Source organism: Faecalibacterium sp. I3-3-89, assembly GCF_023347275.1.
Lineage (GTDB): Bacteria > Bacillota > Clostridia > Oscillospirales > Ruminococcaceae > Faecalibacterium > Faecalibacterium butyricigenerans.
Window position 1 is genome coordinate 847447 of record NZ_CP094468.1, and the last position, 21714, is coordinate 869160.

Consider the following 21714-nt stretch of genomic DNA (forward strand, 5'->3'; position numbering starts at 1 on the left):
AAAGGCGTTCTGCCGTCTCTCGGGACAGGCAGAGCGCCTTTCTTTTGTTATAAGCTGTCCAGCTCGGTCTGAAGCTTTGCGAGGGAGTCCCGGATGGGCAGGTGCTGGGGACAAACGGCCTCGCATTTGCCGCAGCGGACACAGTGGCTGGCCTTTTCGGCGTCGGGGAAGTGGGCCGTCCACTGCTGACGGATGGCGTCCTTCTGGCCGAACATCCCCAGTTTGTTCCAGATGCTGAAATTGTCCGGGATGTCCACCCCCATCGGGCAGGGTATACAGTAGCGGCAGCCGGTGCAGCCGACCCTGATGTGGCTGCGCAGGATGTCGGCAGTCTGGCGGATGGCGGCGTTCTCGGCGTCGGTCACGGGCCGGAACTGTCCGAAGGTGGAGAGGTTGTCGCCCAGCTGGTCCTCTGCACTCATGCCGGAGAGGACGACCTTCACATTTTTATGGCTGGCCACCCAGCGCAGCGCCCACGAGGCGGCGCTGGCGGCGGGGTCCAGTGCGCGCAGCGGCGCAGCGGCATCCGGCGGGAGCTGGGCCAGCGTGCCGCCCTTGATGGGTTCCATGATGATGAGGGGGACATTCCGCTCTTCGGTGAGGGCGTAGCCCCGGTCGCCTGCGATCTCTTCAGCCCGGTCGTCGGTGTCAAGATAGTTGTATTGCAGCTGGCAGAAGTCCCACGGCTGGTCCCGCAGGATGTGCTCGAAGCCTGCTGCGTTGTCGTGGCAGGAGAAGCCGAAGCTGCGGATGCGCCCGGCGGCTTTCTGCTCCCAGAGCCAATCCACGATGCCCATCTCCTTGGCCGCGTCATAGCGGGCCTTGTGCAGGGAATGCAGCAGGTAGAAGTCGATGTAGTCCACGCCCAGCCGCTGGAATTGCTGCTCGAAGATGGCCTTGGCCTCGTCGAGGGTCTTGCAGTTCCAGACAGGCAGCTTGGTGGCGAGGTAGAAGCTCTCCCGGGGCCACTTTGCGATGATGCGGCCCACGAAAGGCTCACTTGCGCCGCCGTGGTAGGGGAAGGCAGTGTCAAAATAGTTGACGCCCGCCTCCCGGGCCGTGTTCAGCAGCTTTTCGGCCCGCACCTCGTCGATGCTGCCGTCCGGCAGGGTGGGAAAGCGCATACATCCATATCCCAGCAGGGAGGTGGAGATGCTTCGTCCGGTGCCGTCTTTTTGGTTCCAGTTCCGATACTCCATAAGCCTTTGTCCGGCGGGGCCTGCCCGCCGCTCCTTTGGTTCTCAGTATAGCAGGAGAAGGCGGGATAGACAAGACGAACACCCCGGCCTGTGAGCGGACGGGGTGTTGTATTCGGGCAGAAAATATGATATTCTATAGATGCTGCATAGGCAGCACTGGTACTGTCTGCAATGTAGGTGGTCACGTCCCTCCGGCCCTGCGCCGGGGAGGTGAGCTTTCTGCTGTCCCCTGACGCATAGGCGAAAGGGGGGATGCTCCATGACATTTGAACAGGTCGTATTATTGCTCTCGCTTCTTGGCGGGGCGATCTACATCACGTTTCAAATCAGCTGGACTATTTTTAACGGCAAAAAGAAATGACCGCCCAAGCTCCCACAGCCAGCGGTCATTTCTTTTGACTTAATGCTGGAAGGACGCTGACCATTCGCAGACAGTGCCTTTCTTATTTATAGTATAGAGCTTTTGCAAGCGCTTGTCAAGCAAAACGAGGGATAAGATGGAACCTTTGAAGATCGGAAATATCACCCTGCCCCACCGGGCAGTATTCGGCCCGATGGCGGGCTTCACGGACGCGCCTTGCCGTCGGCTGATGGCCCAGCACGGCGCAGGCTTTACGGTCAGCGAGATGGTGTCCAGCCGGGCGCTGGTCTACCACGACCACAAGACGGTCAGCCTGCTCAAGGCCGAACCCAACGGTGCACCCTATGGCGTGCAGATCTTTGGCGAGGTGCCGGAGATCATGGGCGAGGCCGCAGCGGCCATCGAAGCATACTCCTTCGACTTTCTGGACATCAATATGGGCTGTCCGGCCCCCAAGATTGTCTCGGGCGGCGCGGGCAGCAAGCTGATGCTGGACCCTGACCTCTGCGGCCGCATCGTCGAGCAGGTCAAGGCCCACACCTCCCGTCCGGTGACGGTCAAGATGCGGAAAGGCTGGGACGCCGACCATATCACGGCAGTGGAGTGCGCGAAAGCCTGCGAACAGGCGGGAGCGCAGCTCATCGCAGTCCATGCCCGCACCCGGGAGCAGATGTACACCCCGGGCATCGACCCGGACATCATCGCCAAGGTCAAGGCGGCAGTGAAGGTGCCTGTGCTGGGCAACGGCGACATCCACACGGCAGAGGATGCCGTGGAGATGATGTCCCGCACCGGCTGCGACGGCGTCATGATCGCCCGGGGAGCGCTGGGCGACCCGTGGCTCTTTGAGCGGGTGAATGCCGCCATCGAGGGCCTGCCCGCCCCCAAGGAGCCGAATCTGCAGGCCCGGATGAACGCTCTCCGCCGTCAGGTGGAGGAGATGGTGGAGCAGAAGGGCGAGTATACGGCCATGCCGCAGGCCCGCGCCCAGACCATGCACTATATGAAGGGCCTCAAGGGCGCTGCCGCCCTCCGCCGCTGCTGCTGCACCCTGTCCCGTCTAGAAGATCTGGACGAGCTGATTGCGGCAGTATTCGAAGAGCAGCGCAAAGCCGGGCAGGACCCGGACGATGTGCGGGAAGTCCCCTTCCCGTAACGCCTATTCGCTGCGGGTCAGCTCGTCGAGGTTCTGGGTGAAGCAGGGCAGACAGTGGGCCATGAACCAGTCGGCTTCGGGGCAATGCATCCCTTCCAGCGCCTCCTGCTGCTGACGGAGCGCGGCGTCGAACTCATGGTTGCCGCTGCGCTGTTCCTCCATGCACTTGACGAGGGCCGAGAGCCGGTCGGCGGCTTTCAGCAGACGCTTTTCCTCGGCGGTCAGCAGGCTGCCGGAGATGAAGGGGCTGACCTCCTCGGCCAGCTCCGGCGGCAGCAGGCGGGTCATGGAAGCCACGCTCTCGGCTTCCAGCGCTTTGTAGGCGTCCCGCAGGCCGGGGCTGCTGTACTTCACCGGCGTGGGCATATCGCCGGTGATGATCTCAGGTGCGTCGTGGTAGAGGGCTGCCACCGCCACCGTCTTGGGGCGGCAGGGGGTGCCGGTGTACCGCCGCGCGATGAGGCAGAGGATGTGCGCCATCAGGGCGGTGTCACAGGTGTGCTCGCTGAGGGATTCCGGGCGGGTGGAGTGCATCAGACTCCACCGGGTGATGTATTTCATCCGCGCCAAAAGGGCGCTGAAGGGATATAGCTTCATGGCGGCCTCCTTGAAGTGTCTTTGAGAGGGTTATACCTGCCCGGCGGGCGAATGTCAAGCAAAATGTGAAAATTCTTTTTTTCCACACAGCCGCGTGCTATACTGAACGTGAAAACGATGCAGGCTCCGGGCCTGTGCCGCCCCTCCGGGCGGGGAAAGAGGATACGATGGACGATCTGAATCATCAGGCCGGGAGCGCCCGGCTTCTCAATATGCCGGGGCGGCGGGATCAGATGCTCCGCACGATGCTGCTCTGCGCGCTGACGGCGGCAGTGTTCTTCCTGCCGTTCTATCTCATAGATGGCGGCTTTTTCCACTACGCCGGCGATTTCAACAGCCAGCAGATCAGCTTTTACCGTTACATGAACGGCTTCATCAAGGGGGGCGGCTACCCCGACGGCATGGCCGGTGCGGCCCGGAACACCTTCTCGTGGGCCACCGACCTCGGCAGCGGTGCGATGAACGCCTACTCCTTCTATCTGTACGGCTCGCCCTTCTTCTGGCTGTCGCTCATCTTCCCCCAGAACTGGCTACCCTACCTCATGGTGCCCCTGCTCATCCTCAAGTTCGCGGTGGCGGGCGGCGGCGCATACCGTTACCTCTGCCGCTACGTCCGCCGCACCGACTATGCGATGCTGGGCGCCTGCCTGTATGCGTTCTCGGGCTTCAGCGTCTACAATGTCTTTTTCAACCACTTTGTGGATGTGGTGGCCCTCTTCCCGTGGATGCTCTGGGCGCTGGATGAGACGCTCTACGAGCAGGAAAAGCACTATGGGCTTTTCGCGTTCTGGGTGGGGGTCAACCTGCTCAACAACTATTTCTTCTTCATCGGGCAGGTCATCTTCCTTGTCATCTATTTTATCTGCAAGCTGACCACCAGAGATTTCCCGATGGATCTCCGGCTCTTTGCCCGGCTGGCGTTCGAGAGCCTGCTGGGTGCAGCGCTGGGCTTCGTCCTGCTCTGGCCTGCCGTGCTGAGTCTGCTGCAGAACCCGCGAACCATCGATCTCTCGTCGGGATGGGGCTTCCTGACCTACTCGAAGGTGCAGCAGTATCTGGCCATTCTGCTGAGCTGGATCCTGCCGCCCGACTCGCCCTATATCACCTCCATCTGGTCGGAGGGCATCATCAAATGGACGAGTATGTCCGCCTACCTGCCCCTGTGCAGTCTGGCAGGCGCGACGGCCTACTGGCGGGCACGGCAGGGTGACAGCAAAAAGCGCATCGTCGCTGTCTGTGCCGTCTTTGCGCTGGTGCCGGTGCTCAACAGCGCCTTCTATGCCCTCAATTCCAGCTACTACGCCCGCTGGTACTATATGCCGGTGCTCATCCTCTGCGCCATGACGGCCTGCGGGCTGGAAAGCCCCGACATCACCGCCGACGAGCTGGACGCTCCGGCGCGGGGCATCGGCTGGCTGATGCTGGCGACGCTGGCGTTTGCCGTGGTGCCGGTGCAGGACAGCAGCACCAAAGAGTGGTCGCTGGGCGTTCTGCAGAATCCCGGCCAGTATTTCGTCGTTCTGGGCTTTGGTCTGGGGGGACTGGTGCTCTATCACTTCATCTGCCGCCGCTGGCGGGGCAGCCGGGCCTTTGCCCGCCGGATGACGGCGGCGGTGCTGGCCTTTGCCTGCCTGTTCAGCATGGTGCACATCGGCATCGGCAAGTTCGGCCAGTGGCACACGGACAGCGACCTTGTGGAGCAGTACACCTCGGCCCTCCAGCTGAAAGACGACCTGCCGGAGGGCGACTGGCGTGTGGACACTTATGAGACCCACGATAACCTCGGCCTCTGGCTCGACAAGAGCTGCCTGCAATACTTCGGCAGTACGGCCGCGCCCAGCATCCTCAGCTTCTACCCGGCGCTGGGCGTCAAGCGGGATGTCCGCAGTGAGCCGGAGATCTCGAATTACGCCCTGCGGGGCCTGCTGAGCGTGAAGTACCTCATCACCACCCCCGAAAAGCAGGAAGATTTTCTCGCCGCTGCCGACGAGGGGTGGGACTACTACGACACCCGGGACGGCTTCATGCTCTACGAGAACGAAAATTACGTTCCCATGGGCTTCACCTACGACTACTACATCACCGAAGAGGAGTACGAAGCTACGGTGAAGAACACCCGCTCGAACCTTCTGATGCGTGCGCTGGTGCTCAGCGAGGAGGATGCCGCAGTCTATGGTAAGTATCTCAAAAAGCTGCCTGAGGAGAAGCGGAACGACCTGTGGTATGACACCTATGTCTCCGACTGTGCCGACCGCCGGGCCTCTGCGTGCAGGGTGTTCCAGATGACCAACTCCGGCTTCCATGCGGAGATCGACCTCGGAAAGGAGGAACTCGTCTTCTTCTCCGTCCCCTACGACGACGGCTTCACGGCCTACGTCAATGGTCAGGAGACCGACATCCTCCGGGTGGATGAGGGGCTGATGGCGGTTCTGGCCCCGGCGGGGGAGAACACCATCGATTTCGTCTATCAGGCCGACGGCTTCTCGCTGGCCAGCAAGGTCTCGCTGGCCGGGCTGGCGGTGTTTGTGGTATACACGGGGTATTTTGTTTGGAAGAAAAAGAAACGCTGTTGAATCCCCCGCTGTCAATACACATTCTCCCTTAAAAAGCAAGGCGCTTTTTGTGGAAAGAGCGAATAGCCTCCCCGGCCAAAACGTGATAAAATGAACACGTTGTGCTGCCCAGAGCGGCCGGAAAGGAAGAGCGAAAAATCATGGAGCAAAGCTGTTTGATGCCGGGACAGGAACGATGGGAGTCGTTCCGGGATGCAAATGGAGTGTCGAAGATCCGCTATTCTTACTGCTCGCTGAAGGGACGGCTGTTCCACTGCGTCAGCCGCAGCCGGGAAGAGGCCGAGCGGCTGTGCGAGGACTGGCTCGTGGGTCAGGACCGCTGCTACCGCAGCTGAAGAATGCTTTGGAAGGACTGCCGTGCACGGAGACGCGGCACGAGCTGTCGGAATAAGGAACACTGTGCAGAAAAAAGCGGAGACTTCCCGGACAGGGAGGCCTCCGCTTTCTGTATTCACACTCTCTCTTTCTGCCGCATACATCGGTGGGAAGGGGGAATGCAATGTGAACGTCTATCTGTTTTCGGCGGTCGTCCTGCTGCTGCCTGCGCTCTGCACCGCGCTGGGTGCGGCGGGGGTCTTTCTGGTGCGGCGGGCCGACGAGCCGCGCACCCGGCGGATGCTCTGCGGCATGGCGGCGGGCATCATGCTGGCCGCCAGTGTGTGGAGCCTGCTCCTGCCCGCCATCGAGCGGGCAGAGGCCGGGCCGCTGCCGGTCTGGCTGGCCCCGGCAGCGGGGCTTGTGCTGGGCGCTGTGGGCTTGCTGCGACTGGAAGAAGCCGCCGGGCGGCTGATGCACGGCGGCGGGAGGGAGCATGGCCGGATGGGCCGGGTCGTGCTGGCTGTGACCCTCCACAACCTGCCGGAGGGGATGGTGGTGGGCCTTGCGGCGGCGCTGGCGCTGCGGGGCGAGCCGGAAGCCGTCAGCGGGGCACTGGCCCTTGCGCTGGGCATCGGCCTGCAGAACATCCCGGAGGGCGCGGCGGTGAGCCTGCCGCTGGCACAGGCCGGGCAGGGGAGGCGGAAAGCCTTCTGCGCCGGGGCTGCGTCGGGCCTCGTGGAGCCGCTGGGGGCGCTGCTGGCGCTGGCCCTCGCGGGCTGGGTGAGCGCCGCCCTGCCGTGGCTGATGAGCGCCGCCGCCGGGTGCATGGTCTGCGTGACGGCGCAGGAGATGATCCCTGAGGCCGTGGGGCAGGACGAACCGGCGGGCGTCATCAGCGTGGTGCTGGGCTTTGCCCTCATGATGGCGCTGGACATCGCGCTGTAACAAAAAATCCGATGCATCTGCATCGGATTTTTTAGGTTCAGCCCTCTTTTTCGAGATAGACCGTCGTGGAGGGAAAGGCAAATTCCACACCGTCGGCCTTCATCACGTCCATGATGTTCAGGTTCAGGTCGTTCTGCATCCGCAGGAAGACGCCGTAGTCGGCGGTGCGAAGATAGGCGGAGACCATCAGGTTGATGCTGGAATCGCCGAAGCCGGTCATCCGGACAAAGGCGGTGTCCTCGTAGGCGTCGGGGCTGGCTTTCAGCATGGCGGTCAGGTCAGCCATCAGCTTTTCCAGCTGGGGGCGGGTGGTATCGTAGGTGACGCCCAGCGTAAAGCGGTAGAGCCGCTTGTTGCGGAGGGTGGCGTTGTTGATGGTGGCGCTGCTGACGGTGCTGTTGGTGAGGATGTAGACCGAGTTGTCCAAGGCCCGTATCTTGGTGGAACGGAAGTTGATGTCCACCACTTCTCCCTCCACCTCGCCGACGGAGATCCAGTCGCCGATGGAGAAGGGCTTGTCCAGCAGGATGACCACGCCGCTGAAGAAGTTCTTGGCCATGTCCTGCGCGGCCAGCGAGATGGTCAGGCCGACAAGACCCGCACTGGCCACGATGCTGCCCACAGGCAGGCCGCTCTCCTGCGCGATGGTCGCGCCGCAGAGCAGGACGACAACGATCTTGTAGGCCTTATCCAGCAGGGTGAGGAGGGTGCGGTTGGTGCGGACTTCCTCGCTGGACGAGGCCAGCAGGAGGGCCGCGATGCTGGAGGCGTGGTAGAAGCCGGTGCCGATGAGGAAGACCAGCAGCATCCGGTAGACCTTCAGCAGGAGGGCCGGGAAGCCGGGAATGGCCCACGGCAGGCTGCGCAGGGCCAGATAGATGCCGGTATACCACGCGATGCGGGCGGCGGGGCTGGCGAAGCTCTCCAGCAGGGGATGGGTAAAGGCGAAGTGCCAGCTGCGCTGCAACAGGCGGGGGAAGAGCTTTTTCCGGAGCCAGCGGCAGCAGACCCAGCCGACGAACAGCAGAGCCAGCGCACAGACGCACCGGGCTGCAAAGGCGAACCAGCCTTCCAGCAGCAGCCCGGCGAACGAAAAGCCTAAATCATGGATGGTAAAGATCATAAAAACAAATTCCTTCCGGACGAATGATGATGGAATCAGTATAGCATACTCCGGCCTCCGGCGCAAATCCGGGGCGGGTTGTTAAAAAGTTGAACAAAGGGGCTTGACAAGAAAGGGAGAGCGCGTTATACTCTGCCCAGAAAGTTCGTTTCAGGGCGGGGTGTGATTCCCCACTGGCGGTACAGCCCGCGACCACTCCCAAAGAGTGCTGACCCGGTGAGACTCCGGGGCCAACGGTATAGTCCGGATGCAAGAAACGGCAGACAAATCGGTTTGTTTGTGCGCGCCCTGTTATAGTGTTAGGCTATGGCAGGGCGCGTTTTCATTTGTCTTCCCGGTTCCGGCGCGTGCGAAAAGGGCTTTCCAGTCTTTATTGAGTGGGGCAGCCGCCCCGGGAGGAAAATTATGAGAAAAGATACGACCCACAACCTGACCGTCGCCGCTATGCTCAGCGCCGTGGCCTTCATCCTGATGTTCATCGAGTTCCCCATCCCGATGCTCATCCCGTCCTTCGTCAAGATGGACTTCTCCGACCTGCCCGCCCTGCTGGGTGCCTTCGCCCTCGGCCCGGTGTACGGCGTGGTCATCAGCTTCATGAAGAACCTGCTCCACATCGTCATCAAGGGCACCTCCACCGCCTGCGTGGGCGAGCTGTGCAACTTTATGCTGGGCGCTGTCTTCTCCGCTGTGGCGGGCTTCATCTACAAGCGTCACAAGAGCCGCAAGACCGCCATCCTCGGTGCGCTGGCGGGTGCCGCCGCAATGGCCGTCTTCAGTGTACCCTCCAACTACTTCATCACCTACCCGGCGTATGTGCAGTTCTACCATATGCCGCTGGAAGCCATCCTCGGGATGTATCAGGCCATCCTGTCCTCGGCGGACAGCCTCATTAAGTGCCTCGTCATCTTCAACCTGCCCTTCACGTTGGTCAAGGGCCTGCTGGATGCCGTGCTCTGCATGGTCATCTATAAGCCGCTGTCGCCCATCCTGCATGGCCGCAAGTAATTAAGTAAGAAAGAAAAACCTCTCAGTCAAAGCCTTCGGCTTTGCCGCTTCTCCTACCGAGGAGAGGCGGCATCGCAAAGCGATGACGGAGAGGTTGTTTTTTTTATTGCAAAGCGCCCTTGTCGAGCCACTTTCCCCTTGCAAGCCGGAGGAGGAAGAGCACGCCCCGGATGCAAAGCTCGAGGCACATGGCGGCCCAGACGCCCACGAGGCCCAGCCGAGGGGCCAGCAGGAAGGCGAGGGTGAGCCGGATGCCCCACATACTGAGGAGATTCAGCAAAAAGCAGGCAGTGCTGTCGCCTGCGCCCTGCATCGCGCCGCTGGCGACGATGCTGGCACCGAACATCGGCTCGGCAAAGGCCTCGATGCGCAGCACCCGCGCACCCAGCGCGATGACGGCGGCGTCTGCCGTGAAGATGCCCATGAGGGCCGGGGCGAAGAGCCAGAGACCTACGCCCGACAGGGCCATGATGGCTATGCCCATCGCCGTGCAGAGCCATGCGAACCGCTTGGCCATGTCCCGGCGGTGGGCGCCGACAGCCTGCCCGATGAGGGCGATGGAGGCGTCCTGAATGCCGTAGCCCGCCATGTAGCAGAGGCCCTCGGCGCTGACGCCGAGGCTGTTGGCGGCGATGGCTACCGTGCCGAGGCCTGAGACGATCCGGACAAGGAGCACCTGCGCTGAGGAGAGGGCTGCGCGCTCTGCGGCCAGCGGTGCGCCCACCCGCCAGAGGTTGCGCAGACAGGCGGAGGTGATGCGCCAGCTGCCGGGCTTACGGATGCAGAGCGGGCCGTCCCGCAGCAGCAGGACGCCCAGCGCCAGCAGACCGCCCACGACGGTGGAGAGGGCCGTGCCCAGCGCTGCGCCCGGCACGGCGAGGCCTGCGCCCCAGACGGTAACGCTCTGGCCGAACAGCACCAGCTGCCGGGTGGGGTTGATGAGGAAGAAGTTGAAGACCACATCCAGCGCGCAGACCAGCACGCTGATGAGGCCGGGGGTCAGGGCGTCGCCGGTGGCCCGGAGCATGGCAGTATACATCCCCATCGCCATGGTGAAGGGGAGAGCCGCTGACCAGATGGCAAAGTAGGCGCTGGCGTTGGCCTGAAGGGAGACGTCTGCCCCCAGCCACCCGGGCAGAAAGCGGCTGATGCCGACGCCGAAGACCGCAGCGCCGAGCCCCAGCATCAGGTTGAAAAGCATGGCCTGCCGCAGCACGCCCCGGGCGTCCTGCTGGCGGTCGGCCCCGAGGTACTGGGCGATCTGGATGGAAAATGCTGTGTACAGCCCCACGAGGATGCCATGGAGCAGCCATGTGCTCGAGCTGACGATGCCGATGGCGGCGGTGGCCTCTGCGCCGATGTGGCCCACCATGGCGGCGTCGATGTACTCCATGGCCGTGACCACCAGCTGTTCCAAGATGGACGGGATGCTCAGGGTCAGGGCGATGCGGGCAGTATCGGACAGCGGGATGTCTTCGCCCTGCCGCATCCGGGCGGAGATCTGCTCCAAAGAAAGTGTCATGTCGTCTCCTGTTTCGTTATGGTTGAATTTGCTCTCCTATTATAAGTAAGAGGCTGAAATTTGTCAAACCAGCAGCTTCCGTGATGAAATTGATTCCGCATTATAACATCCCCCGGCCGGGGGATGCAGTCACCGCAGGTGACGAATGGGGGCGTCTGTACCGGAAGTACAGTTTTAAAGGGCGAAGGTCCTGGCATCGGCAAAAGCGGGTTACAGCTTTTATGACCGGGTGATTGATTTTTTGGCCCCGGCGTGATACACTCTCGGAGTAAGAAGAATATCATTGAAAGAGGTTTAAAATATGCTGCAGCTTATTTCAGCCACCGGCCAGCAGACCGTGGACGCGCTGGCGTTCCTGCTGGCGTTTGCCCTGACCGCCCTGATGGACTCGGTCTTCCACGACAAGCTCCCCCACGACCATGGCCGTGCTTTCGCGGTCAACGGCGAGCTTTCCAAGGGCAAGGCCCGGGGTTCGGGACTCATCTTTGTGCTCTGCATCGCGCTGGTGACGCTGGCGGTGGTGCCTTTTAAGGTGGAATACCTTATTTATACTGTCCTGCTCATCGCCTCCATGCTCTCGGGCTATTTCGATGACGCCTCCGAGACGGCGTGGAACGAGTACAAGAAGGGACTTATCGACTTTGTCATCGCAGTGGTGGCGGGTGTCACCTACCTGAACTTCAACAGCACGGCGGTGCACTTCCTGAGCATGACCTTCGCCATCCCGTACCCGCTCTACCTGCTGCTCATCGTCATCCTCATCTGGGCCAGCATCAACGTGGTCAACTGCACCGACGGCGTGGATGGCCTGTCTGCCAGCCTTGCGGTGGTGAGCATCGGCACCTTCCTGCTGGCCTACGGGGAGGAGCTGGGCGACTACTCCACCGCAGCCATCGTCTTCATCGGTGCGCTGCTGGCCTACCTGTGGTCCAACGCCAAGCCCTCGAGCCTCCTGATGGGCGACGCCGGCAGCCGTGCGATGGGCTTCTTCCTCGCCATCCTCGCCCTCAAGAGCGGCCATCCCTTCGCCTTCCTGCTGGCGGCGCTGGTGTTCATCGTGGACGGCAGCCTCGGCATCCTGAAGATCAGCTTCAAGCGCTTCCTGCACATCAGCATCCTCCGGAACACCCTCACCCCGCTGCACGACCATGTGCGCAAGCGTCTGGGCTGGAGCGACGAGCAGGTGGTGGCCCGCTGGCTCATCCTGCAGGCCGTTGCGTCGGCGCTGCTCCTGCTGATGGTCCGTTGATTTACGGATTTTAAGTATGATGTTTGTGCAGCTTTCCAAAATGCAGATAAGACCGTTCAGATTTTTGTTGCACTTTATGGATTGAAAGTTGAGCGGAAAAAGACTATACTTTAGCTAACGAAAGCAAAGGCGCTTAAGTGAACGTGTTCACTTTGCGCCTTTTTTGTTTTTTCGTTTTTGTGTGCGGTCCGGGAAAGCCGCACCGGATGCGCTGTCCGTGGCGCTAGAGCACGGACGACAGAACTAGGATAGGGAAAGGCGGGGATCACAGTGATCAAACTCGAACACGTTGACAAGTATTTCGGCGACCTGCACGTCCTGAAGGATGTGAATCTTGAGGTGGCCGAGGGAGAAAAGCTGGTCATTATCGGACCGTCCGGCAGCGGCAAATCCACGACCGTCCGCTGCATGAACTTTCTGGAAGAGCCGACCAGCGGCCACGTCTACATCGACGGTCAGGAGCTGACCAACAAGAACAAGACCAAGATCGTCCGCGACAACATGAGCATGGTCTTCCAGCAGTTCAACCTCTACCCCCACATGACGGTGCTCAAGAACCTGACACTGGCTCCCATGAAGCTCCACCACAAGACCAAGGAGGAGGCAGAGGAGCTGGCATATCATTATCTTGAGGTCGTCGGCCTCCGGGATAAGGCGGATGTCTACCCCGCCCAGCTGTCGGGCGGTCAGCAGCAGCGCATCGCCATCGCCCGTGCCCTCTGCGCACAGACCAAGATCATCCTGTTCGACGAGCCGACCTCGGCCCTCGACCCGGAGACGATCCAGGAAGTGCTGGACGTCATGGTGCGGCTGGCACACGAGAAGAACATCACGATGGTGGTCGTCACCCACGAGATGGGCTTCGCACGGAATGTCGCTGACCGGATCGTCTTTATGGCGGACGGCCAGATCGTGGAAGAGGGCACGCCGGAGCACTTCTTCACCAACCCCAAGAACGAGCGCGTCCGGCAGTTCCTGAGCAAGATCGTCCGCTGAGGACGAACACCACAAAGGTTGACACGGCAGGGACTCACAAGTTGTGGTGAGACGCCGTTGTTGATAACAGGCCGTTTCGGAGCGGACAGGGAAAGCCGCTCGGGCCGAAAAAACAAAGAGGAGTGGTTTATTATGAAAAAGATCTCGCGTCGTGATTTCCTGAAGGTCACTGGTTTTGTGGGCGCTGCGGCTGCCCTGACCGCCTGCGGCGGCTCCGCAAGCTCTACCGCAGCCTCTACGGCATCTTCTGCCGCCGGCAGCACGGCCGCCTCTGCCGCAGCGCTGGGCGCTGACACGCAGGCCATCGTGGATCGCGGCGTCCTGAAGGTCGGCGTCAAGAATGCCGTGCAGGGCTTCAGCTTTCAGGATACCCTCACCGGTGAGTACACCGGTCTCGAGGACAGCCTTGCAGAGATGATCGCAGAGCACCTCGGTGTGGACGTGGAGTTCACCACCGTTACCGCCGCCACCCGTGGCGAGCTGCTGGACTCCGGCGACATCGACGCTGTTCTGGCCACCTTTACCATCACCGAGGAGCGCAAGAAGACTTGGGACTTCTCCACCCCCTACTACACCGACTACGTCTCCGTTCTGGTGGAGGATTCCACCGGCATCAAGGGTCTGGCTGACCTGAAGGACAAGGTCGTGGGCGTCTCCTCCGGCTCCACCTCCGCCCGTGCACTGGTCAAGGCCATGATCGACGAGGGCGTGCTGGACGGTGCAAACTTCGACGCCGACACCTTCAACGCCGACACTTGGAAGGACGGCATCTCCTTCCGTCAGTACGACGACTATCCCGCCATCAGCACCGCACTGAGCGCAGGCGAGGTGCAGGGCTTCTGCGTTGATAAGTCCATCCTCGCCATCTACAAGACCGAAGGCCGCAGCTACATTGACGCCGAGTTCAGCCCGCAGGAGTACGGCGTCGCTACCAAGAAGGGCAGCGACTTCTCCACGGTGTGCGACGACCTCATCAAGGGCTGGCTGGCCGATGGCACCATCGATCAGCTCATCAAAGACAACGGTCTGGGCTAAACCCGGATCTTCCAGAACAAAGAGAGTGTAGGGAAAGGAGTGCTTGCCATGTCTGGCTTGTTTTCATTGGATTCCTGGTCCACCGTCTGGACACATCGGGAGAGCTTTCTGCTGGGTCTGGGCAACACGTTGCAGACGGCTGTCTGCGCACTGGCGCTGGCCTTTATCATCGGTGCTGCGCTGGGTCTGATGTCCACCAGCGGCAATAAGCCGCTGCGCATCGTCGCCCGCATCTATGTCGAGTTCATCCAGAATACCCCGCTGCTGCTGCTGCTTTGCTTCCTGTATTATGCGCTGGCCTTTGCAGGCGTGAGCCTCGGTGTCATCCGCACCGGCATCATCGCGCTGGGCGTCTACACCGGCGCTTACATGGGCGAGGTCGTCCGCGCCGCCATCGAGTCGGTCCCCAAGGGCCAGTTCGAGGCCGCACAGGCACAGGGCTTCAACTATCTGCAGCGGATGGGCTACATCATCCTGCCCCAGAGCATCCCCGTGATGCTCCCTCCGATGGTCAATCAGGTGGTCAACCTCTTCAAGAATACCTCCTGCCTCTACATCGTGGGCGGTGCTGACCTCATCAGCGTGACCTACAGCTTCGTCACCGGTGCTTCCACCGGCGGCGCATACGCCCCCGCTTATATCGTCTGCGGCGTCATCTTCTTTGTGGTCTGCTTCCCGCTGTCCACGCTGGCAGCCCGCTGGGAAGCCTCCCTCAAGAAGCGCAAGGGCAGCGTGAACGCAAACCTCAAGACCGCCAACAAGAAAGTGGAGCTGAAGGAGGCTGCCTGATATGAAAACGCTTGCTGCAAGCCTTTCCATCCTCACGAAGCAGGGCGTCATGCTCTACCTGCTGCGGGGTGTGGCCTTCACCTGCATCATCTCGGTGCTGGGTGTTATCATGGGCCTCATCGTCGGCTCTCTGCTGGCGCTGGCCCGCACCTACTGCAAGAAAGGCCCGTCCCGCATCCTCGGCTGGTTCGCTACGGCTTATATCGAGCTGTTCCGCAACACGCCCTACCTGCTCTGGATCTTCATCTGCGTCGTGTTCTGCCCCTGCCCGGACTTCTTCGCCCGAAAGATGTTCGGCCTGACCAGTGTGGAGATGAAACTGCTGTTCAAGGCTGCTCTGGCCCTCATCCTTTTCAACTCCTCCGTCATCGCCGAGATCGTCCGCGGCGGCCTGAATGGCGTGTCCAAGGGCCAGTTCGAGGCCGGTTATGCACAGGGCTTCAACACCGTTGAGGTGCTGCTGTACATCGTCCTGCCGCAGGCCTACCGCAACATCGTGCCCACCCTGCTCAGTCAGGTCATCACCACCATCAAGGACTCCTCCTATCTGGCCAATGTGGCCACCATCGAGCTGATGGCCCGCATCCGTCAGCTGTTGAGCGCCGCAGGCACCTACAACGGCCTTGGCACGGTGAACGTCTCCGACGTCATGGTGCTGTTCGGTGCGGCCTGTGTCATCTACTTCGTCATCAACTTCACGTTGAGCTGTGTGGTCCGTTCGATGCAGAACCGCCGCAAGAAGGCTCTGGTCTTTGCCCCGGCAAAGGCCGCATGAATCATCAAGCCCTAATCCAATTTCCCATTTCCCAATTATTTTCCCATCATTGTTCTGTCAATGCCAAAGACGCCCGGCGGGTGATACCGCCGGGCGTCTTTGGTGTTATTGGGATAGTATGCTGAGAGCGGTCAGCTCTTTGTCGCGTAGGTCACATCCAGCACCGGGCCGAAGGGGTCGAAGACCAGCCCCTTGATGCCGTTGGCGAGGAGCAGGCGCTTCTGCTGGGTGAAGAGGGGAGCGGCCACGGCCTGCTCAAGCAGCTGGCGCTCACAGGCGGCCAGCAGAGAGCAGCGGGTGCTGCCGGTGGCTGTGGCGCTGGCCGAGAGCTGGGTGGTGTAGAGGGCGTCGCTGTAGCCGGTCAGCCCGCCGCCGGTGGGGGAGAACTGGGCCAGTGCGGCGTAGACGCTGCCGCCCTCGGCCTGTACAGGGGCCAGCGCGATGGTGTAATCGCCGCTTTCGAGCCGCTTCTGGAACTCTTCCGGCTCCACCTCCTCTACCGAGAAGAAAAGGGAAAATTCCTTCTGCCATGCGCTGTTGATCTGCTCGGCGGCGTCGCTGAGGCCGCTGCCGGAGGGCAGAAGCAGGGAGATGCGGCCAAAGTCTGCGGGGGAGACGCCGCCGTCCCGGGCGGCGATGTAGAGGCTGCGGGGGTCGCCGAGGGCCGGGCGGACATCGCCTGCCGCCTGCCGGTAGTCGATGCCGTCCACAGTCAGGCCGTCGGGGATGAGGCCCTTGGCCTCCGCGAACAGCCCGCCGTCTGGTACTTCCACCGCCGAGACCGCCGCGCTGGCCAGCGCCTGCCGCAGCTCTGTGGAAGCGAAGATGGAATTGCAGTTGAAGAGCAGCGACCATGTGGTGTCGGAGTAGGTCACGCTCTGGAGTGAGGTGGGGGTACCGCTGTCATCGAGGGCGGCGGTGCACTTCTCGTTGCGGATAAGCTCCTCGGCGGACTGGCCGGAGTTGTTGGTGTTTTCCACAAGGCGCAGGCTGTCGATCTGCTCCCCGGAGGCGGCCCGGCGAAGGAAGAGGCCGCCGGACGTCCAGTTGTAGAGGTAGAAGCTGCCGCTGGAGAGGGTGGAGGCGCTGGTCAGGCCGTAGGTGCCCCGGGTGCTGTTGAAAAACTCCTCATCGCAGGGCATCGCGCCGGGCAGCGTCAGCTTGGAAAGGAAGGTCTCGTCGGGAGTGGAGAGGCGGAACACCAGCTGCAGAGGCTCGGGGGCAGAGACGCCCAGCGCACTTGCGGCCATCTGCCCGGCCAGCACGGCGGCGCTGTTCTCGAGGGCGGAAAACTCCACGGCATAGGGAGAATTTGTTCCGGGAAGGAACATCCGCCGGAACGCAAAGGCAAAGTCCTCGGCGGTGATGGCGTAGTCGGTGGCGCTGCCCTTTGCGGCGGTATAGGTCAGACCGTCTTTCAAATAAAATGTATAGGTGCGCTGGTCGGCGGACACCTCCCACCGTTCGCACAGCTCGGGGGCCAGCTGGCCGTCCGGCGTGCGGCGGACGAGGCCGCTGTAGAGGTTCTCGCAGGCGATGACGTCGGCGGCGCTGGATGCCACCTGTGGGTCGAGGTTCGCGGGGATGGAATCCACGAACCATGTAAAGCTGTTGGAGCCGGAGCCGCAGGCGGTGAGGCTCAGGACAAAAAACGCAGCCAGCAGGGCTGCGATAAGGCGAAACTGTCTCAAGAAATGCATCCTTCCGGGCCGGTGGCCCTGTTTGTCATAAAAAGCAGGTTCAAAGATCGGCCTGCACCCGGCCGGGCGCAGGGAGACTCTGGGGTCGATGGGGCGCAATGCTGCTGATGCTGCGCCAAAAATCAGAGTTGTACTAAGTGTAGCAGAAACGAAACGAAAAGACAATCGACATTTTGTTGATTTGGGCGGACATTTTGTTCCAAGGTTTGGGGTTTTCCGTTGCCAAGCGGGCACAAATGGTCTATAATGGAGGACGGCAATGAATTTTCTCCTGCGGCGGCGTGCGGCGGGGGACGATCGTAATATATTTATATTTATAGAGGAGGGCCTTTTTTATGCAGAAGGAACAGCAGGAGCTTGCAAACCTCATCAAGGGCAAGAAAGTTGCCTTTATCGGCGCGGGCGTCAGCCATAAGACGCTCATCCGGGAGTTCGTGGAGCTGGGGGCGCAGGTCACGCTCTGTGACCAGAAAAAGAGCGTGGAGGAGTTCGGCGACTACGCTGCCACCATCAAGGAGCTGGGCATCCGCCTGAGCCTCGGTGAGAACTATCTCGACGGCTTCAAGGGGCAGGACATCATCATGCGCACCCCGGGCTTCGTGGGCTATTTTGAGAAGCCGCTGCAGGACGCGATGGCTGCGGGCACGATGGTCACGAGCGAGGTGGAGCTGTTCTTCCAGTTCTGCCCCTGCGAGATCGTGGCTGTGACTGGCTCGGACGGCAAGACCACCACCACCACCCTCATCTCCAAGTTCTATGAGGCCGCAGGCCGCAGGGTGCATCTGGGCGGCAACATCGGCGCAGCCCTGCTGCCCATGCTGCCTGAGGTCAGCCCCGACGATGTGGCGGTGGTGGAGCTGTCCAGCTTCCAGCTCATCAGTATGCACCAAAGCCCCGACATCGCGGTGGTCACCAACGTGACCCCCAACCACCTCGATCACCACAAGGATATGCAGGAGTACATCGACGCAAAGCGGAACATCCTGCTCTACCAGAAGCAGCCCTGCCGCGCGGTGCTGGGCTATGAGAACGAGATCAGCCGCTCGATGCAGAAGGACTGCAAGGGCACACAGGTCTGGTTCACCCGCCTGCACGAGACGGACAACGGCGCATTCCTGCGGGACGACGGGATGCTCTGCATGGCCGAGAACGGCGTCGTGACCCCCTTCCTCGCCCAGAAGGACGTGAAGCTGCGGGGTCTGCACAACATCGAGAACCTGCTGGCCGCTGCCGCAGCCGTCTGGGGCGAGGTGCCTGTGGAGGCCATCCAGCTGGTGGGCAGCAGCTTTACCGGCGTGGAGCACCGCATCGAGCCGGTGCGGGTGCTGGACGGCGTCACCTATTACAATGACTCCATCGGCACAAGCCCCACCCGCACCATCGCCGGCCTGCGCAGCTTCGACCAGAAGGTCATCCTCATCGCAGGCGGCTACGATAAGCATATCCCCTATGAGCCGCTGGCCCCGGAGATCACCGCCCATGTCAAGGATCTGGTGCTGATGGGTGCCACCGGCCCCCGCATCGAGAAGGCTGTGCGCGAGGACCCGAACTTCAACGAGGCTGAGCTGCCCATCCGGCACGCCGACAATATGCAGCACGCCGTGGAGCTGGCCCGCGCCTGCGCAAAGCCCGGTGACATCATCATCCTCTCGCCGGCCAGCGCTTCCTTTGACCTCTACCCCAACTTTGAGGTGCGCGGCCGCGAGTTCAAGAAGATCGTCAACGCCCTCAAGTGATCGCACAGGTCAAAACGTCCCGCCAGCGGCAGCGGTTTTTCAACGCCTGCCGGGAAAAGCTCTGTCTTGGAGCGACGATGCCGCTGGCGCTCTCACTCTTCGGCAAAAGCCAGCCGGGCCGCTTCTTCGCCGGGCCGACGCTGGCGCTGGATGTAGGCGGCAGCACGGCATGGCTGGCGGGCCACGTCAACCCCGACGAGCTGGCGGGATTCCTGAACTTCTGCGGCTGTGAGGCCGTGGTGCTGGACGAGGCCGAGTGTCCGCCGCCCACAGGCTGGAAGCGGGCCAAGACTCTCTCAGTCTTCGGCCTCCCGCCGGGGCGGCAGCTGCCTCTGCCCGAGGCAGACGCCGCCCTCTGGCAGAGCCTCGAAAAGAACACTGAGCCTGCGGCCGGAAAGACAGCGGAGATGCTCTTCCCCGACCGCCCCGGCAAACGGGATGACTTTTACTCTGAGCTGTGTTCCAAGCGCAGCCGGGGCCTTGCCCGGGTCTGGACGCTGGAACGGGAGGAGGAGATCGTCTGCACCGTGGGAGCCTATGCGCTGGCGGAAGGGCAGGCCTATATGGCCTGCGGCGAGACGGCCGAGGCCCTGCGGGGGCGCGGCATCGGCGGGCGGCTCATCGTTGGGATGGCCAATGCCCTCTCGGCAGAGGGGTGGATGCCCGTCTTTCTGTGCAGCCCCGAGCGGGTGCATTTCTATACCCGACTCGGCTTTGAGAAGCTGGGGGAGTATGCGAGATACACGTCGCAGTAAGTTTTTTTGGCTCAAATAAAGTGCGGTGGAGCTGCGCGCTGGCAGCGCGGATTAAATTGCTCTTGCGGTAGGGCTTAGTTCTCTTTTGCGTGCCAAAAGAGAACCAGAAAAGCACCCGCTACTTTCGAGGCGCGGGAGGCACGAATCAAGGGCTGCTCGCCCTTGATAATCCCGAAGGAGTTGTCGAAACGGAAAAAAGCTAGCCGCTGCGCTAAGACGGGTTGCGGTGCCCAGCGTCCACTTCGTGCCTTGAGCGGCACTCGTGTCCTGCTGACCGCGGCCCCAACAGCTCCTCCCTGTATCCGCCGCAGGCGGCGGTCGTCGCTGTTGCGCTTTTTTCTCGTTTCTCCGATTTGCTGCTTCGCAGCTGGTATTACCTCTCTGCTTCTGGCCCAGCGGAGCGACTACGGCGAAGATGCCGCGAATAAAAAAACAGAAAAACTAAGGAACCAATATCATGTCAATGTTAAATCAATTTTTCGATTACAAACCCGAAGTTCTGGCGCTGGACGAAAAGGCCCTTGCGCTTTGCCAGCCCTACTTCAAGCAGATGGAGGACATCCGCGATTACAACCAGCTCAAGATGCTGAAAGCCTTTGCGGACACCCAGATGTCCTCCACCGATATGCTGGGCACCACCGGCTACGGCCTGTGGGACAGCGGCCGCGCCAAGCTCGAACAGATCTTTGCCGAGGTGATGGGCGCGGAGGATGCGCTGGTGCGCAGCCAGTTTCAGAGCGGCACCCACACGCTGGCGGTGGCCCTCTTCGGCCTGCTGCGGGCGGGCGATACCCTGCTGGCCGCCACGGGCCGTCCCTACGACACGCTGGAAGGCGTCATCGGTCTGGACGGCAAGGGCAAGGGCACCGGCACCCTGATGGACTACGGCATCCGGTACGACGAAGCGCCGCTGAAGGCGGACTTCACCCCGGACTATGAGCTGATCGCCCAGAAGGCCCCGGGCGCGAAGGTGTGCCACATCCAGCGCAGCCGCGGCTATCTGCAGCGCAACGCCTTCGACCTCGACACCATCCGCAGGGTCGCCGACACCGCCCGCGCCGCAAACCCCGACATCATCGTTTTTGTGGACAACTGCTACGGTGAGTTCACCCAGAAAGAGGAACCCTGTCAGGCCGGTGCCGACCTCGTGGTGGGCAGCCTCATCAAGAACCCCGGCGGCGGCATCGCCCCCACCGGCGGCTACATCGCAGGCCGGAAAGACCTCGTGGAGCTGTGCGCCTACCGTCTGAACGCCCCCGGCCTCGGCAAAGAGCTGGGCTGCACCCTCGAGACGCCCCGCGATATGTATCTGGGCTTCTACTACGCCCCCGGCGTGGTCTGCGAGGCCATCAAGACGGCCATCTATGCCCAGTGTCTGCTGGAGCTGGTGGGCAAAAAGCCCATCCCCCGCTACTGCGAGGCCCACAACGACATCGTCACCTGCTTTGACGCCGGTACGGCAGACGCCCTCATCGGCTTCTGCCGGGGCGTGCAGGCCGCAAGCCCCGTGGACAGCTATGCCGCTCCGGAACCCTCTCCCGAGCCGGGCTACACCGACGAGGTCATCATGGCCAGCGGCAGCTTCACGCAGGGCAGCACCATCGAGCTTTCCTGCGACGGCCCCCTGCGTGAGCCGTACACCTGCTATCTGCAGGGCGGCCTGAACTTCGCCGCCAGCCGCGCAGGCGTCCTGCTGGCGGTGCAGAATGCGTATTTCAAGGATTGAGTGTAGAAGAAGCTGCTGCAAGATAAAAATGCGATAGCGGTCTACACAAAGAAATAGCACAAGACCCGGAACCTCTCTGAGCCACTCTGGCCCTGAAAAGGTTCCGGGTCTTGTGCATTATAGCAATTCAACTTTTTAATGCAACAGCAACAGC

General features: G+C 61.7%; 18 protein-coding genes and 1 riboswitch. Of the genes, 13 read left to right on the forward strand and 5 right to left on the reverse strand.

Annotation, left to right across the window (positions count from 1 at the left end):
• Window positions 1-47: 47 nt before the first annotated feature.
• Window positions 48-1199: an aldo/keto reductase gene (locus MTP38_RS04055; RefSeq protein ID WP_249234325.1), complete on the reverse strand. Its 1152-nt coding sequence runs from the start codon at window positions 1197-1199 to the stop codon at window positions 48-50.
• 497 nt (window positions 1200-1696) lie between these two features.
• Between MTP38_RS04055 and dusB the strand changes: the two genes are divergently transcribed.
• A complete protein-coding gene (dusB, locus tag MTP38_RS04060) occupies window positions 1697-2716 on the forward strand; it encodes a tRNA dihydrouridine synthase DusB (protein WP_249234326.1) in 1020 nt (339 codons plus the stop codon).
• 3 nt (window positions 2717-2719) lie between these two features.
• Here dusB and yfbR read toward each other — a convergent pair whose 3' ends face one another.
• The gene (gene yfbR / locus MTP38_RS04065) at window positions 2720-3313 is read right to left on the reverse strand and encodes a 5'-deoxynucleotidase (protein WP_227620393.1); all 594 of its coding nucleotides are present in this window, start codon (window positions 3311-3313) and stop codon (window positions 2720-2722) included.
• Between the two features lie 167 nt (window positions 3314-3480).
• Between yfbR and MTP38_RS04070 the strand changes: the two genes are divergently transcribed.
• The 3 genes from MTP38_RS04070 (at window position 3481) to MTP38_RS04080 (ending at window position 7149) form a co-directional block, all read left to right on the forward strand.
• The gene (locus tag MTP38_RS04070) at window positions 3481-5886 is read left to right on the forward strand and encodes a YfhO family protein (RefSeq protein ID WP_249234327.1); all 2406 of its coding nucleotides are present in this window, start codon (window positions 3481-3483) and stop codon (window positions 5884-5886) included.
• Window positions 5887-6026: 140 nt separating this feature from the next.
• Complete coding sequence (locus MTP38_RS04075) at window positions 6027-6221, forward strand: DUF3873 family protein (protein WP_227620395.1); 195 nt, start codon at window positions 6027-6029, stop codon at window positions 6219-6221.
• A 292-nt stretch (window positions 6222-6513) separates the two neighbouring features.
• A complete protein-coding gene (locus tag MTP38_RS04080; protein WP_249234656.1) occupies window positions 6514-7149 on the forward strand; it encodes a ZIP family metal transporter in 636 nt (211 codons plus the stop codon).
• Window positions 7150-7186: 37 nt separating this feature from the next.
• Here MTP38_RS04080 and MTP38_RS04085 read toward each other — a convergent pair whose 3' ends face one another.
• On the reverse strand, window positions 7187-8272 hold the full coding sequence (locus tag MTP38_RS04085) for a mechanosensitive ion channel family protein (protein ID WP_249234328.1): 1086 nt from the start codon (window positions 8270-8272) through the stop codon (window positions 7187-7189).
• Window positions 8273-8414: 142 nt separating this feature from the next.
• Window positions 8415-8535, forward strand: a riboswitch (FMN riboswitch).
• Between the two features lie 142 nt (window positions 8536-8677).
• Here MTP38_RS04085 and MTP38_RS04090 point away from each other — a divergent pair.
• Window positions 8678-9277 carry an ECF transporter S component gene (locus tag MTP38_RS04090; RefSeq protein WP_249234329.1) on the forward strand — a complete coding sequence of 200 codons (600 nt, stop codon included), beginning with the start codon at window positions 8678-8680 and terminating at the stop codon, window positions 9275-9277.
• A gap of 103 nt (window positions 9278-9380) precedes the next feature.
• Here MTP38_RS04090 and MTP38_RS04095 read toward each other — a convergent pair whose 3' ends face one another.
• Entirely contained in the window at window positions 9381-10799 is a 1419-nt protein-coding gene (locus MTP38_RS04095) for an MATE family efflux transporter (RefSeq protein ID WP_227620399.1), read from the reverse strand.
• 301 nt (window positions 10800-11100) lie between these two features.
• Between MTP38_RS04095 and MTP38_RS04100 the strand changes: the two genes are divergently transcribed.
• From MTP38_RS04100 to MTP38_RS04120, 5 genes are all read left to right on the forward strand, one after another.
• Complete coding sequence (locus tag MTP38_RS04100; RefSeq protein WP_227620400.1) at window positions 11101-12048, forward strand: phospho-N-acetylmuramoyl-pentapeptide-transferase; 948 nt, start codon at window positions 11101-11103, stop codon at window positions 12046-12048.
• Between the two features lie 270 nt (window positions 12049-12318).
• Entirely contained in the window at window positions 12319-13044 is a 726-nt protein-coding gene (locus MTP38_RS04105; protein WP_249234330.1) for an amino acid ABC transporter ATP-binding protein, read from the forward strand.
• Window positions 13045-13176: 132 nt separating this feature from the next.
• Window positions 13177-14079, forward strand: coding sequence for a transporter substrate-binding domain-containing protein (locus MTP38_RS04110; protein ID WP_227620402.1), 903 nt, complete (start codon window positions 13177-13179; stop codon window positions 14077-14079).
• A gap of 48 nt (window positions 14080-14127) precedes the next feature.
• On the forward strand, window positions 14128-14868 hold the full coding sequence (locus MTP38_RS04115; RefSeq protein ID WP_249234331.1) for an amino acid ABC transporter permease: 741 nt from the start codon (window positions 14128-14130) through the stop codon (window positions 14866-14868).
• Between the two features lies 1 nt (window position 14869).
• The gene (locus tag MTP38_RS04120) at window positions 14870-15643 is read left to right on the forward strand and encodes an amino acid ABC transporter permease (RefSeq protein ID WP_227620404.1); all 774 of its coding nucleotides are present in this window, start codon (window positions 14870-14872) and stop codon (window positions 15641-15643) included.
• Window positions 15644-15774: 131 nt separating this feature from the next.
• On the opposite strand, the gene MTP38_RS04125 is transcribed toward MTP38_RS04120, so the two are convergent.
• Window positions 15775-17343: an ABC transporter substrate-binding protein gene (locus MTP38_RS04125; RefSeq protein ID WP_249234332.1), complete on the reverse strand. Its 1569-nt coding sequence runs from the start codon at window positions 17341-17343 to the stop codon at window positions 15775-15777.
• Between the two features lie 335 nt (window positions 17344-17678).
• Here MTP38_RS04125 and murD point away from each other — a divergent pair, with 335 nt between their 5' ends.
• The 3 genes from murD to MTP38_RS04140 all read left to right on the forward strand — a co-directional run bounded on the left by murD (window position 17679) and on the right by MTP38_RS04140 (window position 21560).
• The gene (murD, locus tag MTP38_RS04130; RefSeq protein WP_249234333.1) at window positions 17679-19079 is read left to right on the forward strand and encodes a UDP-N-acetylmuramoyl-L-alanine--D-glutamate ligase; all 1401 of its coding nucleotides are present in this window, start codon (window positions 17679-17681) and stop codon (window positions 19077-19079) included.
• On the forward strand, window positions 19076-19834 hold the full coding sequence (locus MTP38_RS04135) for a GNAT family N-acetyltransferase (protein ID WP_249234334.1): 759 nt from the start codon (window positions 19076-19078) through the stop codon (window positions 19832-19834). Before murD ends, MTP38_RS04135 begins: the two co-directional genes overlap by 4 nt.
• A gap of 463 nt (window positions 19835-20297) precedes the next feature.
• Complete coding sequence (locus tag MTP38_RS04140; RefSeq protein WP_249234657.1) at window positions 20298-21560, forward strand: methionine gamma-lyase family protein; 1263 nt, start codon at window positions 20298-20300, stop codon at window positions 21558-21560.
• Window positions 21561-21714: the final 154 nt, after the last annotated feature.

Excerpts from the sequence above, each read along its gene's own strand:
- MTP38_RS04055 (WP_249234325.1), bottom strand. The coding sequence starts at position 1,199 with ATGGAGTATCGGAACTGGAACCAAAAAGACGGCACCGGACGAAGCATC.
- dusB (WP_249234326.1), top strand. The coding sequence starts at position 1,697 with ATGGAACCTTTGAAGATCGGAAATATCACCCTGCCCCACCGGGCAGTA.
- yfbR (WP_227620393.1), bottom strand. The coding sequence starts at position 3,313 with ATGAAGCTATATCCCTTCAGCGCCCTTTTGGCGCGGATGAAATACATC.
- MTP38_RS04070 (WP_249234327.1), top strand. The coding sequence starts at position 3,481 with ATGGACGATCTGAATCATCAGGCCGGGAGCGCCCGGCTTCTCAATATG.
- MTP38_RS04075 (WP_227620395.1), top strand. The coding sequence starts at position 6,027 with ATGGAGCAAAGCTGTTTGATGCCGGGACAGGAACGATGGGAGTCGTTC.
- MTP38_RS04080 (WP_249234656.1), top strand. The coding sequence starts at position 6,514 with ATGGCGGCGGGCATCATGCTGGCCGCCAGTGTGTGGAGCCTGCTCCTG.
- MTP38_RS04085 (WP_249234328.1), bottom strand. The coding sequence starts at position 8,272 with ATGATCTTTACCATCCATGATTTAGGCTTTTCGTTCGCCGGGCTGCTG.
- MTP38_RS04090 (WP_249234329.1), top strand. The coding sequence starts at position 8,678 with ATGAGAAAAGATACGACCCACAACCTGACCGTCGCCGCTATGCTCAGC.
- MTP38_RS04095 (WP_227620399.1), bottom strand. The coding sequence starts at position 10,799 with ATGACACTTTCTTTGGAGCAGATCTCCGCCCGGATGCGGCAGGGCGAA.
- MTP38_RS04100 (WP_227620400.1), top strand. The coding sequence starts at position 11,101 with ATGCTGCAGCTTATTTCAGCCACCGGCCAGCAGACCGTGGACGCGCTG.
- MTP38_RS04110 (WP_227620402.1), top strand. The coding sequence starts at position 13,177 with ATGAAAAAGATCTCGCGTCGTGATTTCCTGAAGGTCACTGGTTTTGTG.
- MTP38_RS04115 (WP_249234331.1), top strand. The coding sequence starts at position 14,128 with ATGTCTGGCTTGTTTTCATTGGATTCCTGGTCCACCGTCTGGACACAT.
- MTP38_RS04120 (WP_227620404.1), top strand. The coding sequence starts at position 14,870 with ATGAAAACGCTTGCTGCAAGCCTTTCCATCCTCACGAAGCAGGGCGTC.
- MTP38_RS04125 (WP_249234332.1), bottom strand. The coding sequence starts at position 17,343 with ATGCATTTCTTGAGACAGTTTCGCCTTATCGCAGCCCTGCTGGCTGCG.
- murD (WP_249234333.1), top strand. The coding sequence starts at position 17,679 with ATGCAGAAGGAACAGCAGGAGCTTGCAAACCTCATCAAGGGCAAGAAA.
- MTP38_RS04140 (WP_249234657.1), top strand. The coding sequence starts at position 20,298 with ATGTTAAATCAATTTTTCGATTACAAACCCGAAGTTCTGGCGCTGGAC.